The following is a 17,241-nucleotide window of genomic DNA, read 5'->3' on the forward strand; positions in this document are numbered from 1 at the left end:
TCTAGGAAATGAAAAACATAATTAAAATATCTCTAGTTGTATTAACAACATTACTTTTAACAAATTGTAATAGATCTACCTCTGGTAAATCTAGATTAACAGGTTTGTCTTTTAATGACCCTAAAAACGGAAATTATATAAGAAACAGTTCTTTTGAAGGGCAAGAACCTCCTTTAGGAATGGTTGCTATTGAAGGCGGATCTTTTACGATGGGACAAGTACAAGATGACGTAATGTTCGATTGGAATACAACTCCTAAAAAAATGCATGTACGTTCATTTTTTATGGATGAAGCAGAAGTTACAAATTCAGAATATTTTTTATATGTACAATATATGAAAGATGTTTTTTCTCCTTCGGAAGATAAATACAAGCACATTTACAATTCAGTTTTACCAGATACTTTAGTTTGGAGAAAAAGTTTAGGAAATACAGATATTTTAACTGAAAACTATTTTCGTCATCCAGCCTATGCAGATTACCCTATTGTTGGTGTAACTTGGCTGCAAGCGAATGAATATTGTAAATGGAGAACGAACGCAGTTAACTTAAAAAAATTAATTGACAAAGGTCATATTAAAAACATTTTCGAGTCTGACTCTACTAGAAATTTTTTCGATACGGAAAGGTTTTTAAGTGATTCTGATAGACTTTTTGATGGTGATACAACAATTTACAAAAGAGGGGTTAAAACTAGAAATTTAAGAAAAAAAGGTGACCCAAAACCGAGTAAAGATGCTTTTCAAGGTAGAAAAATTACACAAGCAGATGGTGTTCTTCAACAAAAATTTAGACTACCTACTGAAGCAGAATGGGAATTTGCAGCAAAAGCAATTATAGAAAATAGAGAATACAATAATATTAGAGGTAGAAAGAAATATGCTTGGGATGGTAAATATACCAGAGCAAAAAAGAAAAGGTTTAAAGGAGATCAATTAGCAAACTTTAAACAAGGCGAAGGACAATATAGTGGTTTACCTGGATGGAGTTCTGATGGTTCTGATATTCCTAATAGAATAAAATCATATCCACCAAATGCTTTTGGTTTATTTGACATGTCTGGTAATGTTGCTGAATGGGTTGCTGATGTTTATAGACCTATTATAGATAATGAAGCGAATGATTTTAATTATTTTAGAGGAAACTTATTTACTAAAAAAATGATTAATGAAGAAGGTAAGGTGGTAATTGTTGGTAATGATATAGCTGTAGAATATGATACTTTACCAAATGGAAATATTATACCAAAACAGTTACCTGGTAGTATAAAGTATATACCAATTACAAAAGATGACGCTACATTTAGAACTAATTTTTCTAAAGCTGAAAATGCAAATATTGGTGATGGAGATTTAAACTCTACAAGGTTCTATAGAGATGATGAAGATCAATTTGCTTCTAGACCAAGTATGTATAATTCTCCTAAAAAACCTACTAGAGTTAGAGATTCTATTTCTAATAGAGATATTGTAACAAATGATGCTAAAAAACGTAGAACTTTAATTAGTGATGAAACAAGAGTTTACAAAGGTGGTTCATGGGCAGACAGAGAATATTGGTTAGACCCTGCACAGAGAAGGTATTTACCAGAGTACATGGCTACAAATTTTATCGGTTTTAGATGTGTTACAGATAAATTAGGACCAATGAGTTCTAAGAAAAGAACAGCTAGAACCCCTAGCAGATAATACAGTGTATAAACATATTTAAGCCTCATTGTATATAACAATGAGGCTTTTTTTATCTTTAAAAAATGGAAATTAAAAAAATTTATAATCTATACTCTAAGTACTTTCTAGTAGATACAGACACTAGAGATATTAGAAAAAACACATTGTTTTTTGCTTTAAAAGGAGACAACTTTAATGGAAATAAATTTGCCAGTGAAGCGATAAAAAATGGAGCTGCTTATGCAATTATAGATGAAGAGGAATTTAAAACCAGTGATAAAACTATTTTGGTTGAAAATGTTTTAGAAACACTACAAGAGTTAGCTAAATACCATAGATTACAATTAAAAACACCAATTATTGCCCTAACGGGTAGTAATGGAAAAACAACTACTAAAGAATTAATTAACTGCATACTTTCTAAAAAGTATAAAACAACCGCTACCTTAGGGAACTTAAATAATCATATTGGAGTGCCATTAACATTGCTATCTATGACGCCTAAAACTGAAATTGGTATTGTAGAAATGGGGGCGAATCATCAAAAAGAAATAGAGTTCCTATGTTCAATTGCGCTACCAGATTTTGGGTATGTTACCAATTTCGGAAAAGCGCACTTAGAAGGTTTTGGTAGCATTGAAGGTGTTATTGAAGGCAAGAGTGAATTGTATCGTTTTCTAAATAAAAACAGTAAAATTGCTTTTATCAACCCTAACGATGCCATACAAGTTAAAAAGACTAGAAGTACTAAAATTGTTTCATTTTTAGAAGACATAGCCTTTTTAGAAGCGAATCCATTTGTAAATTTATCTTACAATTCAGTTCAAATTAAGAGTAATCTAATTGGCGAATACAATTATACAAATATTGTAGCAGCCATTACTATTGGAAATTATTTTAAAGTTGATTATTTAAAAATAAAAAAGGCAATAGAGAATTACGTTCCTACAAACAACCGCTCTCAAATAATAGTAAAAGAAAGCAATCATATCATTTTAGATGCCTACAACGCAAACCCTTCAAGCATGAAGGTTGCTTTAGAAAATTTCTCAAAAATTAAAGAAACATTTAAAACTGTTATTTTAGGGGATATGTTCGAACTAGGAGCAGAAAGCGACAAAGAACATCAAGAAATAGTGAACTTAGCTGATAGCTTCTCTTTTTCAAACACACTCTATGTTGGTGCCAATTTCTATAAAACAAATACCAAAAACCATACATTTAAAACTTTTGAAGAGTTGAAATGTTACATCAATAAAAAACCTCTAGAAAATCAATATGTATTAATTAAAGGATCTAGAGGTATGAAATTAGAAAGAATACTTAACGTTATATATTAATGTTATTTTTATGATATTCAAGTAAATTATCTATTGGTCTTTGAATTACATCTGTAATTTTTAAATTATTTTTATGAGCAACCTTGTCTAAAATATCTCTAAAGTAGTGGGCAATTGAACCTATAAAATAAATTGATGAATCGCTATCGAGATTGTAAGGCAATACTCGGAATTTAAAAAATTCTTGAAACCCCTTTTTAATTAACCTCTTAATATATTTTTCATCCTTAAAATCGAACATAAACTTTGCAAAAGAAGCTAGATACATATTCGGGTTTGCTTCTTTATAGACATTTCTTTTTATATAATCTGCATCTAAATTAAACTCCTTTTCAAATTCTAAAGCAATCGCTTTAGGCATTTTTTTATAAAAATAATCTACAATTAATTTTTTTCCAAAATGATTACCACTAGCTTCGTCCATTAAGATATAGCCTAACGAAGGGACTAACATTTGTACATTTTCGCCATCAAAATAACAACTATTTGATCCTGTTCCTAAAATACAAACCATGGCAGGTTCTTTTCCGGTAGCTGCATAAACAGCTGCCAACATATCTTCAGAAACAAAAACTTTTGCATTCACAAAAATTTTCTCCAATATGGTTTTTAAAATAGCAGCTGGTTTTGGTGTTCCACAACCAGCACCATAAAAATGGATTTCAGAAACATTTTCTTTAATATTAATAAGTTGAAACATATTAATAATTCTGTTGTATAATTCCTCTTCTGCTACAACCGCAGGATTTAAACCTAAAGTTCTAACTCTAAATTCCTCATTTTTCTCACTATTTATAGCAATCCAATCTGCTTTTGTAGAACCTCCGTCTGCAATTAAAATCATAATCTCTTATTTTAACCAAATATAGAATAACTTAAAACAACTAGCAATAGCTTTTAAAACTTCAATCGTTTTCGTGTTTAATTATTTATTCTGAATCTGAATAAATTAAAGGAATGGATTTAATTATTGTAATTTTGCATTAAATATAATTATATGTTTTTTTTAAAGAAAAAAGAAATTCCTTTAGTAGATTTCTTCCCTAAAGACTTTGTTGATATTCATTCACATTTGCTTCCAGGTATAGACGACGGAGCAAAAAACTTAGATAATTCTATCGAACTAATCTTAAAAATGTATTCTTACGGAATTAAAAACTTTATAACAACGCCTCATGTTTTAGGAGACGTTTACCCTAACTCATCTAAAACAATTAAAAATAAATTAGACGAAGTAAGAGCAGCATTAATTGAAAGAGGCTATAATGATATCAGAATAGATGCAGCTGCTGAATATATGATGGATGAGCAATTTTCCGAAAGACTTAAACAAGATGATATTTTGCCGTTAAAGGACAATTATATATTAGTTGAAATGTCTTATTTTAATGCTCCGATGAATTTATATGATGTCTTATTCGAAATACAGCTAAAGGGATATAAGCCTGTATTAGCACATCCTGAGCGGTATAATTTTTATCATAATGATTTAAAAAATTATTATAAATTGAAAAAAGCAGGTTGTTTGTTCCAATTAAACTTATTGTCTTTAACAGAACAATATGGTAAGAATGTCCAAAAAATTAGTAATGAATTACTAAAACAAGATTTATATGATTTCGTAGGTTCTGACACGCATCATCAAAATCATTTACAACTTTTAAGAAAAATTGGAACAGTAAAAAATTTAAAAAAGATAAATCATTTGTTAAAAAATAATAGTAGTGTGTTTAACTAAATAAAAAAGGAGTGATTTTAAAATCACTCCTTTTTTATTTATCTATTTAATGTTCCTCTAGTTTCTTATAAACATTTTTCTATACCATGGTTTTTCTTCTTCTGCAAGATATCCATAACCATAACCTCCATAACCGTAACCATAGCTCCTTTTAGGATCTGTATCATTTAAGACAATAGACATATTTGGTAGTCTTTTGTTTCTATACAATTCTTCTGGTACTGCCAACAATCTTTTATCTAAGTAATTTGCTCTTACAACATATAAAAACATGTCTGCATATTTAGCAATTAATAACGTATCTGTAACAAGATTAACTGGGGCTGTATCTACAACCACATAATCATAGTTTTCAGTAGTACTAAGGTCAGAAAATAATTGTTCTACATTAGAGCTACTTAATAGTTCTGCAGGGTTTGGTGGTATTGCGCCAGAAGAAATAATATCTAGACCTTTTGCTTCAGGAATATTAAATTTAAGATCCTCTAAAGAAAGGTCATTACTAGTTATATAATTTGTTACTCCTTTTTTACTTTCTAAACCTAAATACTCAGTAACTTTTGGCGCTCTTAAATCCATACCCAACAACAAAACTTTTTTTCCTGAAAGCGCTAAAGTAGCCGCTAAATTTATAGAAATAAAAGATTTACCTTCTCCACTTGTTGTAGAAGTTATAAAAATAAATTTTTTAGAACCTGTTTTCCCAGCAAGCATGAAGTCTAGGTTTGTTCTAATCAATCGAAATGCCTCAGAACCACTTGACCTTTCTTCAAACCCAACAATAATTTTTTCCTTAGATTGCGACTGCGGAATATCTCCTAAAAAAGGAACCGTTAAAGAACTTTCAATATCTTTTTTATTATGAACTTTAGTATCTAATAAGTTTCTTAAATAAATAATAATAAAAGGTACTAATAAGCCTAACAATAACGCTGCTAAATAAATAATTTTTCTCTTTGGTGAAACAGGAATTCCAGTACTATATGCGCTATCAATAATCTTTGCATTTGGCACTGTTACCGCTAATGAAATTGCAGTTTCTTCTTTCTTCTTTAATAAATAAGCGTACAAAGTAGAAATAATTTCTTGCTGTCTCGCAATGTCTATAAAACCTCTTTCTAATATCGGAATTTCAGAAATCTTATTGGTAACTACAGATGCTGCACTTTGCAACGTTTGTAATTCTGTTTTTAATGAAGAAACCAAATTGTTTATACTTTTCTTTAAATTCTGTTTTAAAATTTGAATTTCTGAAGTATATTGAATTAATTGCGGATTTTTCTTTCCAGCATTCACGCTCAATCTACTTTTTGCGAGCACCAATGCATTGTAACTCTCAATAGCACTACCAATACTGGTGTCTGAAAAACCTAAATTCTGAGGTAGAGTTTCATTTTTTGAAGAATCTTTACTTAAGCTTTCATAGATGCTTTCTGCTAAAATTAACTCCCCTTTTACTGTTGTTAATTTCTCTGTATTTCTAGAAGCATTTTCCAATGCTAACTCCCCCTCTTTCGAAAGGCCTGTAATTTTATTTTTAATTTTATATTTCTCTACATCATCCTGGATGACAGCTAGATCTTGATGTATTTTATTTAAACGCTCATCAATAAAATCTCTTGTCTTCTTTGAAACTTCGTTTTTATCATTAATTGCATCTATGTTGTATTGTCTTACCAATTCATCTAAAAAATCTTCTGCTTTGTCTTGCACAGCACCATTTATAGACAATACCAACACACTCGAGTTTTTATTAACCGGACTAATATTTACATGCTTTCTATAATTGTCTATTACAGCTGATTTTTTACTTAAAACAATAAAAATATCTTGCTTAAAATCAGCTGTTTTTTCAACAGTATATTTTCCTAACTTAGAAGTAACGATTTCTCCAAAATTATGCGTTGCAACAATTTCTTTATCTTCATTCTTAAAAGAATACTGATTTTCATTTTTCTGAACAACAGTTAAAACTGTATCTCTCCCTAAAAAACTTGACTCTTTTAAAATAAACTTAAAACGTATAGCACTATTTTTATAAACTTCAGAGTTAATAACTCTACCTTCCACAAAATAATTAATGTCTAGATTTAAAGAGTCTACCACCTGCCCAATAATTTTTCTAGATTTTATAATTTCAATTTCATTGTCTGTATTGTTGCTAGAACCTCCACCAACAATTCCCATATCTTTAAAAGCTTCTAACTCTTGAGAGATGCCAGATTTCTGATTGTCTTTTATCATTATTGTTGCAGATGCACTATATTCTGGTGCCGTATAGCGTAAATAAATATATCCAACTATTAAAGATAAGATGGCTCCAAATAAAAACCATTTCCAATGAAACAAGTACTTCTCTAATTCTTCTCTAATATTTAAGGTATCATTCTCCTCTAATTGAGAATGTAATGTATCATTATTTTTTTGCATTCCTATCTAGTTAAAAGTGTAATGATTGCTATTAATGTTCCTGTAATGGAAATGAACAAACCGGTATTTGTATTAGATGAAGCAGATTGTATTCTTGCATAATTGTGTTCTACATATACAATATCGTTCTGCTGCAAGTAAAAAACTGGAGAGGTGTAGGTGTTTTTAGATAATAGGTTCACTCTATACTCTTTTTTAAATGCTCCTTCTTCTCTAATTACCAAGACATTGTCTCTTTTTCCTGAAATATTTAAATCTCCCGCCAATCCTATCGCATCTAAAATTGTAACTCTTTCATTTGGAATATTAAAGGTCCCTGGTTTACTTACATCTCCTTGTACGGTAATTTTAAAATTAGATATTCTAATATTTACAGTAGGGTTCTTCACATAATCTGGCGATAATTTAGACTTTAACATGTAAATTGTCTCTTCCCGTGTCAATCCTCCTATTTTTAATTTACCAAATATCGGGAAATCAATTTCACCATTGCTATCTATTAAATATGTTAACTGCTGTGCTTGACCTACAACGGCATTACTTGCTGCAGAGAAAGCTACTGCTGGTAAATTAAAAGGCTTCACAGCTTCTAAATCATCTGAAGAGATTGTAATTTGTAATAAATCATCTGGTTTAAAAACAGTTTTATACACATTACTCACATTTTCTTGATCGATCTCGTCAAACTGAAAATAAGCTATTTTTTTATTAGAAACACAAGAAGAAAAACAAATAGCAAGTGTTATAATTATAAAAAAAAGAAGTCTTTTAGTAGTAAATAAATTCATATCAATATATATATTTTGCGAAAATAATATTTTTAAATCGATTAATTAGTGATTTCCATCTAGTTTTTCATAAACTGAATTATTAGAAATGTATTCTGGTACAATTTCTTTCATAGACTCAACAATTGTTTCATCTTTTAAATTATTACTCTCTGTACACAACTTTAAAATTAACTTTTTTGAAAGTACATAATTAAGGTTTAGAGATTTTGCTATCATTATCTTTTCATGATATGTTTTTGTTGTATTCTCTCCATCGGCTAATAATTCTTCATATAATTTTTCTCCTGGTCTTAAGCCAGTTATCTTTATATCAATATCATCAGGATAGATTAACCCAGAGAGTGAAATCATTCTTCTAGCCATGTCAAATATCTTTACAGATTTCCCCATATCGAAAATATAAATTTCTCCACCAACTCCCATGGTACCAGCTTCTAACACTAACCTACAAGCTTCTGGTATTGTCATAAAATACCGTGTAATATCTTTGTGAGTAACCGTTAAAGGCCCTCCCTTCTCTATTTGTTTCTTAAACAACGGTATAACAGACCCGTTAGAACCTAATACATTCCCAAAACGAGTAATTGTAAATTTGGTATCACTTTTCTCATTACTTAGACAACTAATGTATAATTCGGCAACTCTTTTTGTTGCTCCCATTACATTCGTTGGGTTTACAGCCTTGTCTGTAGAAACCATTACAAACCTTTCTACTTTGTATTTTAAAGATAAATCTGCAATGTTTTTAGTCCCACAAATATTAATGCGTACTGCTTCATAAGGGCTTTTTTCCATTAAGGGAACGTGTTTATATGCAGCTGCATGAAAAACTTTTTGAGGCTTATACGTATTAAATACTTCTTCCATTCGTTTTAGGTCTCTTACATCTGCTACAATGGCTTTAAAATTGTTTTGCCCATTTTGAACAAGTTCTTGTTGTAAGTCATATAATGGAGATTCTGCCTGATCTATTAAAATCAGTAAATCAAGATTATAAGTAGAGAGTTGTCTCGAAATCTCACTTCCTATAGAGCCAGCAGCACCTGTAACCAAAACGACTTTGCCTGTAAACTCTCTTTTTACAATTGGGTTGTTAATAGAAATAACTTCCCTTCCTAATAAATCATCAATATTTATTTGTTTTATCTGATTTGCTTGTAAATCGCCTCCAATCCATTTCGATAGCGGAGGCACAATTTTTACATCGACACCTAAACCCATTAATACGTCGGCTATTTCTAGCAATCTATTGGGTTTTATATTTTGTATAGATATAATAATTTCATCGATATCATTTTTATCAATGAATTCTTTATCAATTTTAGCCGCATTAAAAATTCTAATTCTATCTATTTTTTTATTAACTTTATTAACATCATCGTCAATAAAGCCTAAAATATCATAATTATTACCTCTTTCTCTATTTAAAGCGCCATAAGTAATCATTCCTGAATCTCCTGCTCCATAAATTAAAACATTTGTAATTGATTTTAACTCAGTAGAGAGTACTTCGTAAAATGCTTTAAAAACATATCTACTAATAATTAACAAGAAAACGGCTACCAAATAATGAATTAATACAATAGATTTCGGTATTGTAAAACCCTTATAAATTTCTAAAAACTGATTTGCTACTACTAGGCCCCCTATACTTATGCTAAATATCGTAACGCCAAAAAAAACATTAAACGCATCTTTTGTTCCTGTATGTCTAATAATACCTTTGTAAGAGCCTACCAAAAGAAAACTAACCAAAGATAAAATAATGACTACTGGTACTTGTTCCTTTAGACTTGAAACATCAAAATTTAAGCTAATATTAAAACGAATAGCGTACGCTATTATAAACGATATGCATACGATAAGTACATCTATAAATAGAACAATCCATTTAGAGGCATACTTATTTAAGGCTTTTAAAAAAAAATTTTTAATCATTAAAGTTAAGTATAGAAACAACTTTGCGAAGTTACAATAATTTCTTGATTGAATTTGTAATTCTACTTCTATCAGCCTCTGTTAAATTAGAACCAGAAGGCAAGCAAAGTCCGTTTATAAATAGGTTTTCACAAACTTTATCACCATAATATTCACAATCATTAAAAACTGGTTGCAAATGCATTGGCTTCCAAAGTGGTCGTGACTCTATATTGTCTTTTTCTAATTGTAAACGCAATGCTTCTCTTGTAAAACCCGCTGTAACTTCATTTATAGTAATACAACTTAACCAATGATTGGAATGATATTCTTTCGTAGGTTCCCTAAAAACACTAACACCTTCAATCTCCTTAAAAATTTCTTGATAAAATTGATTTATACCTCTACGTAACTCGACATTTTCATCTAAAACTTCCATTTGTTCGCTACCAATTCCCGCTAACAGATTACTCATTCTATAATTGTATCCAATTTCAGAATGCTGGTAATGTGGTGCCGCCTCTCTCGCTTGGGTAGCTAAGAAAACGGCTCTATCTTTGTCTGTTTCATTTTCACAAACGAGTGCTCCACCTCCAAAAGTGGTTATAATCTTATTATTATTGAAGGAAAACACCCCAAAATCACCGAAGGTGCCGCATTTGATTCCTTTATATTCAGATCCTAATGCTTCAGCAGCGTCTTCAATTAAAATAATCTGGTATTTTTTTGCAATTGAAGAAATTTCATCAATCCTAGCTGGCATGCCATAGAGATGAACAAAAATAATTGCTTTAGGCTTTTTTCCTCTAGAAATGCTCTCTAAAATAGCTTTTTCTAAATAAAATGGACACATGTTCCAAGTATCTTTTTCACTATCAATAAAGATAGGTTTAGCACCTTGATACACAATAGGGTTTGCTGTAGCTGAGAATGTAAAACTCTGACAAAGTACTTCATCTCCATATGCAACCTCTGCTAAAACCAAAGCTAGTTGTATCGCAGACGTTCCAGAGTTTAATGCAGCCACATGCTTATTATTTCCTAAATATTTTTCTATTGATGTTTCAAATTCTAAAACATTTTTATCACCTGAACTCAATATTTTTAATGGATATTCCAACCTTGGCTCAGAAAGATATATTTTAGTATTCATAAACTCTTTTAAATTAAGCTTTCAGTTTTTTGAATAGATATATGTATCCTGTTATAAAAATTGATACTAACACTACTAAAACTAAAAGTTGAATTTGTAAATCTAAACGATAGGTCTTATAAATTATAAGATTTACAATTAACTGAATAACTGCATATAAAACAGCTACTTTTAAGTGAGATATTTTTTTAACGTCTACCAATTTTTGATAAATATGGTGTCTGTGTGCTTCAAAAATACTTTCTTTTGTAAAAAACTTTCTATACAATAGCGTGTTCGCACTATCCGCGCCATACACAATAACTAAGAGGACTATTAAAGGTGAACTTAACTGAATAGTTAAGTATAAACCTATAAAAAAAATTAGCATTCCAATAGAAATACTACCAATGTCACCTGCAAAAAAAATTGCTTTTTTTCTAAAGTTATAAAAACCGAAAATTAATATTGATATGAATACATAAATTATTAATTCTGAACTCACAATCTGTTCATTTAAGTTTATAAAATATAGACCTGAAATTACAGCTAAACTATAAAAACCTGTTATACCATTAATACCGTCCATAAAATTAAACATATTAACAAAAAAAACACCAATTATTAAAGATATAGCAAATAAATAGATTGGACTAAAAGGCAAGCCCACTTCATACAAGATTAGACAAACGGCTATAACTTGAAATGGAAACCTAATTTTAGAACTTAGGGTATACATGTCATCTAAAAAACTAACAATAGAGATTATGAAAACCCCAAGAACGAAATAAAGATATTGATAATCATTAAAAAAAAAGAATAATAAAATGGCTATCGGAAAAATAATACCTCCTCCTCTAACTGTTATTTTTGTATGAGAACTACGCTCATTTGGTTTGTCAATAATTTTAAATTTAATTGCTAATTTCAAATAAATGTAAGAAGCTACTATTAAAATTAATAAAACTAATATATATGTATTCATAAATTAAAATGATGCTATTGTTTTTTCTATTCCTTTTTCTGTTGATAAAGGCAGTTCTTTTTGAAGTGCTTTTTTAATTTTCAAATTAGAAACCTCGTAATTCTCTGTAAGCTTTTGCAGTCTTTCTGAGTTTATTGGTATTGGCAAAATATCACCAAATTTCGCCAATAGATTTAATAAAAACTTTGGTGTGTTTAGTATTTTTGATGGTTTCCCTATAGCTCTCCCTATAATACGAACCAACTCATTAGTAGATAAACTCACATCATCAGCAATATTATAAATTCCTGATTCAATTTCAGTATTTCCAATCAATTCATTGATTATAAAACATAAATTATCTACAGAAACAAAAGATCTTTTGTTTTCATATCTACCAAAAGGATACGGAATCCCTTTAGATACAAAACTGTACAGTAAATTAAGATTTCCTTTATTATTAGGTCCATGAATCATACATGGTCTTAATATATAAACTCTTTTATTTTTTGGTAATTCTTTTGATAAAATGTAATTTTCTGCTGCTAATTTAGATTTGCCGTATACGGTTACAGGATTTGGTGTAACATCCTCTGTTAAAACCCCTTTCACCTCATCTGCAGCAGCTTTTACAGAACTCATATACATAAAAACTTCACAATCGCTCTCTAAAAATTGATCAAATAAGGTTTTTGTTAATTCGGTGTTTACTTCGAAATACTCTTTGTCTTCGGATGTTTTTTTTAGGTCGTGCGCCTTACCAGCTAAATGGATAATGGCTTTTTTGTCATTTAATTGTCTCGCACCTAAATCTTGATAACAAATACTTTGACTATCTTTTGACCTAGAAACACCTAGAATATTGAATTTACCATCTAAATATTTTCTTAGATTGCCCCCTACAAATCCAGTAATTCCTGTAATTAATATCTTGTTCATCTTGTTTATATCTTTCTAAACAATTTATAATACAAAAACTTAAATAATTTAAAAGGTAATAATCTAATAGGAATCTTAATTAAAATTACCTTAAGAAATTCATAAAAACTATAATAGCCTATTTTATAAAATTTCTTATACATTTTATACTCATTCTTTGCATAATTACCCCCATGTCTTCTTCTCAATGCTTGATCTTTATCACTACCAAGTCTAAACCATAAAACATTAAACGGTACATTACCAAAAATAAAACCTTTCTGACAAGCTCTTACAAAAAAATCATAATCTTCTGGAATAGATTTTGGATCATATCCATTGATAGTATCAAACACCTCTTTTCTAAAGATAACAGTAGGATTTGAGAGAGGCATTTTATATTTCATCATCTTAACAATATCAACATGCTTTTCAGGTACTTTACGCACTGAAACAACCTCTTCTTTTACATTTTTAAACTCAATGATTTGACCACCTACAATATCTAAATTATTTTTAATTAAGTACTTAATTTGGCGTTCAAACCTATCTGGAAATGCTATATCGTCCGCATCCATTCTCGCAATTAAATCGAACTGGCACTCTTTACCACCTGCGTTTGCCGCATAACCTTGCTTCATATTTTTTTCAAGAGAAATAATATGAAACAAACTGCCATATTTATTAACATATTTGTTTATTAAACCATCCAACTGCTCTGTCAAAGGTCCATCTTTAACAATAACAATTTGAGAAGGTTTAATCGTTTGCTTTGAAGTAATGCTATCAAGTGCCTGTTTAAAAAAAACAGGATTCTCTTTATTATAAACAGTTATTAATACAGAAAATTCTGGAATGATCATATTTTTGAATATATTTCTACTAATTTGTTGCGGTAATTATACTTTGTAAACTCTTCTAAAATATTGTCCTTATTTTTTTCTATTTTTTTGATATGTACGTGATAATTTAAAAAAGAATCAATCATTTTATTCGACAACTCCTTATAATCATTATCCTTAAAAAAAAAACCTAATTTACAGATATCTAACATTTCTTTCATTCCCCCGTGATTACAGGCAATAGGTATTAAATCATTTTGAATTGACTCTATAATTACCATAGAAGCCGTTTCATAACATTTTGAAGCTAATACTGATACATGACATGTACTTAAAACACCTTCCAATTCTTTTTTAGGAAGAAAATTGATAAATTCTACTCTATCTTGTAAGCTTTCAGAATCAACAAGTTCTTTTAGTTTTTTTTCTAGCAACCCCTGGCCTATTAGGATTAGTTTAAAATTAGCTATATTTTCAGAAGCAATTTTGAATGATTTTATAATACATTCAATATTTTTTTCTTCTGAAAACCTTCCGAAATAAACAAATTTAAACTCCTGGACAGTATTAAAAAATACTTTTTTAGATTTATTTTTTTTTAGTGATAAAACAGGGTTTCTCAAAACAGTAATTCCCTCTGGGTTCATGCCTGGTTGTAAAAGCATTTTATCTCTTAAAAAAATAGAGGGGGTTGTCCAATGATCTACTACATTTCTGCTTGTAAAATAAGAAAAAAATAAACTAGTGATACCTTTACCTATAAAATGCAGTTTACCTCCTCTGCTACATTTCCTTTTAAATATTTTATATTTATAAAGTTCAGAAGCACAATCAGTACATTTAATTCCTTTATTATAATCATAACCAGCTTGATGAGAACAAACATATTCAAATGTATGGACAGAATGTAAAACCTTTACTTTATTATGTTTTTTATATTTTAGAACAGCTAAAAAGATAGATGGAGTTAAATTTCCTAAATGATGTATATGTATTATGTTAGGTTTATATTCTTTTAAACACCGCTTTAATTTTTTATAATTATTAAAAGAAAAAATTTTAGATAAAGGATTTAACTGTTTAGAATGAAAGAAAAAATCAATTAACCCATCTTCATTTTTCCCACTATTAACAATTAATTTATTTTGAAATACCGTTTCATTCTCTTTAAGTATTATTAGTGTATTTCTCAAAACTGATTCAGCTCCACCTCCATAAATAGACTCTCCTATATGTAATATTTTATTTTTCATTTATCTTTTATAAATAGGTAGTTCAACGAATAAAGAACTAAAATAGATTGTAATATAGGCATAGACATTAATACTTCTCCTTTATAATGTAATATAAAAAAATAAAACAAGGTAAATAATAAAAATAATTTGCTAGAAAAATCAATTTTAGATCTCAATGTTTTTTTTAATATTAATACTTGGGCAAATACAATATAAAAAAAACCAAGTACACCATAAAATAAAATATTTCTCATATAACCTGCATCTGTATACATATAATATGAACCATCGTTATTAAAATATTTACCATCCCCAAACAGCAAAGTATCCATTGAAATTTCAAAATACATCTTACTTAATACATCCGTAGATTTAGTTGTCAATTTACCTGTTTCTTGAAACTTATAATAAAACTCTAAAGCGAAAGGGAGTAATTTTTCATCAACGATTACTAATATACTTTGAGGTATCAGAAACAAATATACAATGTAGGTAATTATAGAAGTAATCAGAATATAAAAGGAAATTGATATCACGCTAAAAAACATTTTTTTAAAACTACCTATACTATAGGTAAAGTATGATACAACACCTATGATTAAACCAACGAAGGCTGTTCTTCCTGCAAAAAAAGAACCAACTAGTAATAAAATAAAAATAATTACGGGATATTTAATTTTTTTATTACTAAATAAGTAAAAATAATTAATAAACATAAGCCCATAGGCACTTGACAAAGTAAAAAAAGGATTACCAGTTAAAGCTAAAGACCTAATTCCTTGAAAATCCCTATTATTTATTATGTCTTTTTTAAAAATATTTATTATAGCTGAAAAAGGAGGATATACGAACGCTATTAATTGTATTATTGATTGAATTATGAATACATATAGTAAAATTTTAGTTATTTCATGTAAATAGTCTCCTCTATCAAAAAGGTGGTTAACAATCAATGGCACTGCACAAAGAGTAGAAAATATTGATATAAAAGTTAATAAATTAGATTTGACTAAACCAAAGTCGTTGGTTCCATGAAACAAAGCCCATAAAAAAGTTAAAATAATGGTACCTGCAAATAATATTTTAATAACTGAAGCTTGTTTTGTTTTCATTATTCTTTTTAACAAAAGCAAATCTTTATTGTTCCCGTTATTTCTTAAATATAAAAAAAGCATCATTATTATCGCTAAAGCAATTGAATTATAAACAACAGGTATTGGAAAGTTGAATAATATAAAAAAAAGTAATATGTAAATAATTATACGCATAACTATAACCTACTTGGCTTTCTATTTGGTAAAATACAATTTTCTATGACTCTTAAAATATTACCTGGAGTTGTAATATTGTTGAAAAAATCACCCGATAAAAAATAATAAAACAATGTAATTAAACTATTTTTATTAATTGATAAATAAATTACAAAAATAATATTATTAGACAACAACTTCGATAAATTTGCTGTTTTTAAATATTCTTTAATCTCTTTTAAATTATTTAAATTTAAACTTTCATTTTCTATAATACTTATTATATTTTTTGGTAAAATAGTTGCTATATACCCCTTTCTAATTCTATTACCATTTTTATTTTGAGAAGTACCTTTTGTTTTAGAGACTTGTTGGTTACTTAATCTATATTTTAAAAGTACCTCTTGAATGTTGTAAAATTTTCCGTAGGAACTTAAATCACTCCAAAGTTTATAATCCTGAGCCTGTTTAAAATTTTCATCATAAAAAATATTATTATCAAATAAAACCGATTTTCTTATCATTACAGATGGATGAGCAAAACATGAATTTAGCACTAATTGTGATTTTAGTTCATTATTATCTTCATATGTCCAATTTGAATATGATTTTATTTTATCTCCAAAATAAGATATTTGACTACCACAAACAATATAATCTTTATTTGATTCCATAAAATCAAACTGTTTTTTTAATCTCTGAAGTAATGATATATCATCTGCATCCATCCTAGCAATATATTTTCCTTTAGCAATTTTCACACCTTTATTTAACGATTTTGTTAACCCTATATTTTCTTTATTTTCAATAACTTGTATTCTTTTATCTTTTTGTAGATAGTCTTTTAATAACTCAGTGTTTTCTTTTCTTGAAGGATTATCATTTATAATAATAAATTCAAAGTCAGTAAAGGTTTGATTTAAAATAGAATTTATAGATTCTTTTATCCACTCAATAGGCTCTGAATAAATTGACATTATAACTGAAACTAAACGCCTATTTACCAACATGTTA

General features: G+C 28.6%; 14 protein-coding genes. 3 read left to right on the forward strand and 11 right to left on the reverse strand.

What is annotated here, in order from left to right; genetic code table 11:
* The first annotated feature begins 8 nt into the window (after nt 1-8).
* Both gldJ and murF read left to right on the forward strand, forming a co-directional pair.
* Complete coding sequence (gldJ, locus tag CW731_RS07885; RefSeq protein WP_100946213.1) at nt 9-1,688, forward strand: gliding motility lipoprotein GldJ; 1,680 nt, start codon at nt 9-11, stop codon at nt 1,686-1,688.
* 65 nt (nt 1,689-1,753) lie between these two features.
* On the forward strand, nt 1,754-3,010 hold the full coding sequence (gene murF / locus CW731_RS07890; protein WP_100946214.1) for a UDP-N-acetylmuramoyl-tripeptide--D-alanyl-D-alanine ligase: 1,257 nt from the start codon (nt 1,754-1,756) through the stop codon (nt 3,008-3,010).
* Here murF and CW731_RS07895 read toward each other — a convergent pair.
* On the reverse strand, nt 3,000-3,854 hold the full coding sequence (locus CW731_RS07895) for an N-acetylglucosamine kinase (RefSeq protein WP_100946215.1): 855 nt from the start codon (nt 3,852-3,854) through the stop codon (nt 3,000-3,002). The genes murF and CW731_RS07895 overlap by 11 nt on opposite strands.
* Nucleotides 3,855-4,007: 153 nt before the next feature.
* Here CW731_RS07895 and CW731_RS07900 point away from each other — a divergent pair, with 153 nt between their 5' ends.
* Nucleotides 4,008-4,748 carry a tyrosine-protein phosphatase gene (locus CW731_RS07900; protein ID WP_100946216.1) on the forward strand — a complete coding sequence of 247 codons (741 nt, stop codon included), beginning with the start codon at nt 4,008-4,010 and terminating at the stop codon, nt 4,746-4,748.
* Nucleotides 4,749-4,805: 57 nt separating this feature from the next.
* Here CW731_RS07900 and CW731_RS07905 read toward each other — a convergent pair whose 3' ends face one another.
* From CW731_RS07905 to CW731_RS07950, 10 genes are all read right to left on the reverse strand, one after another.
* Entirely contained in the window at nt 4,806-7,178 is a 2,373-nt protein-coding gene (locus CW731_RS07905; RefSeq protein ID WP_100946217.1) for a polysaccharide biosynthesis tyrosine autokinase, read from the reverse strand.
* A gap of 2 nt (nt 7,179-7,180) precedes the next feature.
* Nucleotides 7,181-7,966 (reverse strand): polysaccharide biosynthesis/export family protein, encoded by a 786-nt coding sequence (locus CW731_RS07910; RefSeq protein ID WP_100946218.1) that lies wholly within the window; start codon nt 7,964-7,966, stop codon nt 7,181-7,183.
* Between the two features lie 45 nt (nt 7,967-8,011).
* Nucleotides 8,012-9,907: a nucleoside-diphosphate sugar epimerase/dehydratase gene (locus CW731_RS07915; RefSeq protein WP_100946219.1), complete on the reverse strand. Its 1,896-nt coding sequence runs from the start codon at nt 9,905-9,907 to the stop codon at nt 8,012-8,014.
* 31 nt (nt 9,908-9,938) lie between these two features.
* Entirely contained in the window at nt 9,939-11,039 is a 1,101-nt protein-coding gene (locus CW731_RS07920; protein ID WP_100946220.1) for a DegT/DnrJ/EryC1/StrS aminotransferase family protein, read from the reverse strand.
* 13 nt (nt 11,040-11,052) lie between these two features.
* The gene (locus CW731_RS07925) at nt 11,053-12,003 is read right to left on the reverse strand and encodes a glycosyltransferase family 4 protein (RefSeq protein WP_100946221.1); all 951 of its coding nucleotides are present in this window, start codon (nt 12,001-12,003) and stop codon (nt 11,053-11,055) included.
* A 3-nt stretch (nt 12,004-12,006) separates the two neighbouring features.
* Nucleotides 12,007-12,921: an NAD-dependent epimerase/dehydratase family protein gene (locus CW731_RS07930; RefSeq protein WP_100946222.1), complete on the reverse strand. Its 915-nt coding sequence runs from the start codon at nt 12,919-12,921 to the stop codon at nt 12,007-12,009.
* A 5-nt stretch (nt 12,922-12,926) separates the two neighbouring features.
* On the reverse strand, nt 12,927-13,763 hold the full coding sequence (locus CW731_RS07935; RefSeq protein ID WP_100946223.1) for a glycosyltransferase: 837 nt from the start codon (nt 13,761-13,763) through the stop codon (nt 12,927-12,929).
* Nucleotides 13,760-14,995: a glycosyltransferase family 1 protein gene (locus CW731_RS07940; protein WP_100946224.1), complete on the reverse strand. Its 1,236-nt coding sequence runs from the start codon at nt 14,993-14,995 to the stop codon at nt 13,760-13,762. The genes CW731_RS07935 and CW731_RS07940 overlap by 4 nt, the downstream gene beginning before the upstream one ends.
* Nucleotides 14,992-16,089, reverse strand: a complete 1,098-nt coding sequence (locus tag CW731_RS07945) for a hypothetical protein (protein WP_157812206.1) — start codon at nt 16,087-16,089, stop codon at nt 14,992-14,994. Before CW731_RS07945 ends, CW731_RS07940 begins: the two co-directional genes overlap by 4 nt.
* Nucleotides 16,090-16,247: 158 nt before the next feature.
* Nucleotides 16,248-17,204, reverse strand: a complete 957-nt coding sequence (locus CW731_RS07950; RefSeq protein WP_157812207.1) for a glycosyltransferase — start codon at nt 17,202-17,204, stop codon at nt 16,248-16,250.
* Between the last annotated feature and the right edge of the window lie 37 nt (nt 17,205-17,241).

This window comes from Polaribacter sp. ALD11 (genome assembly GCF_002831685.1).
Taxonomy (GTDB): Bacteria; Bacteroidota; Bacteroidia; order Flavobacteriales; family Flavobacteriaceae; genus Polaribacter.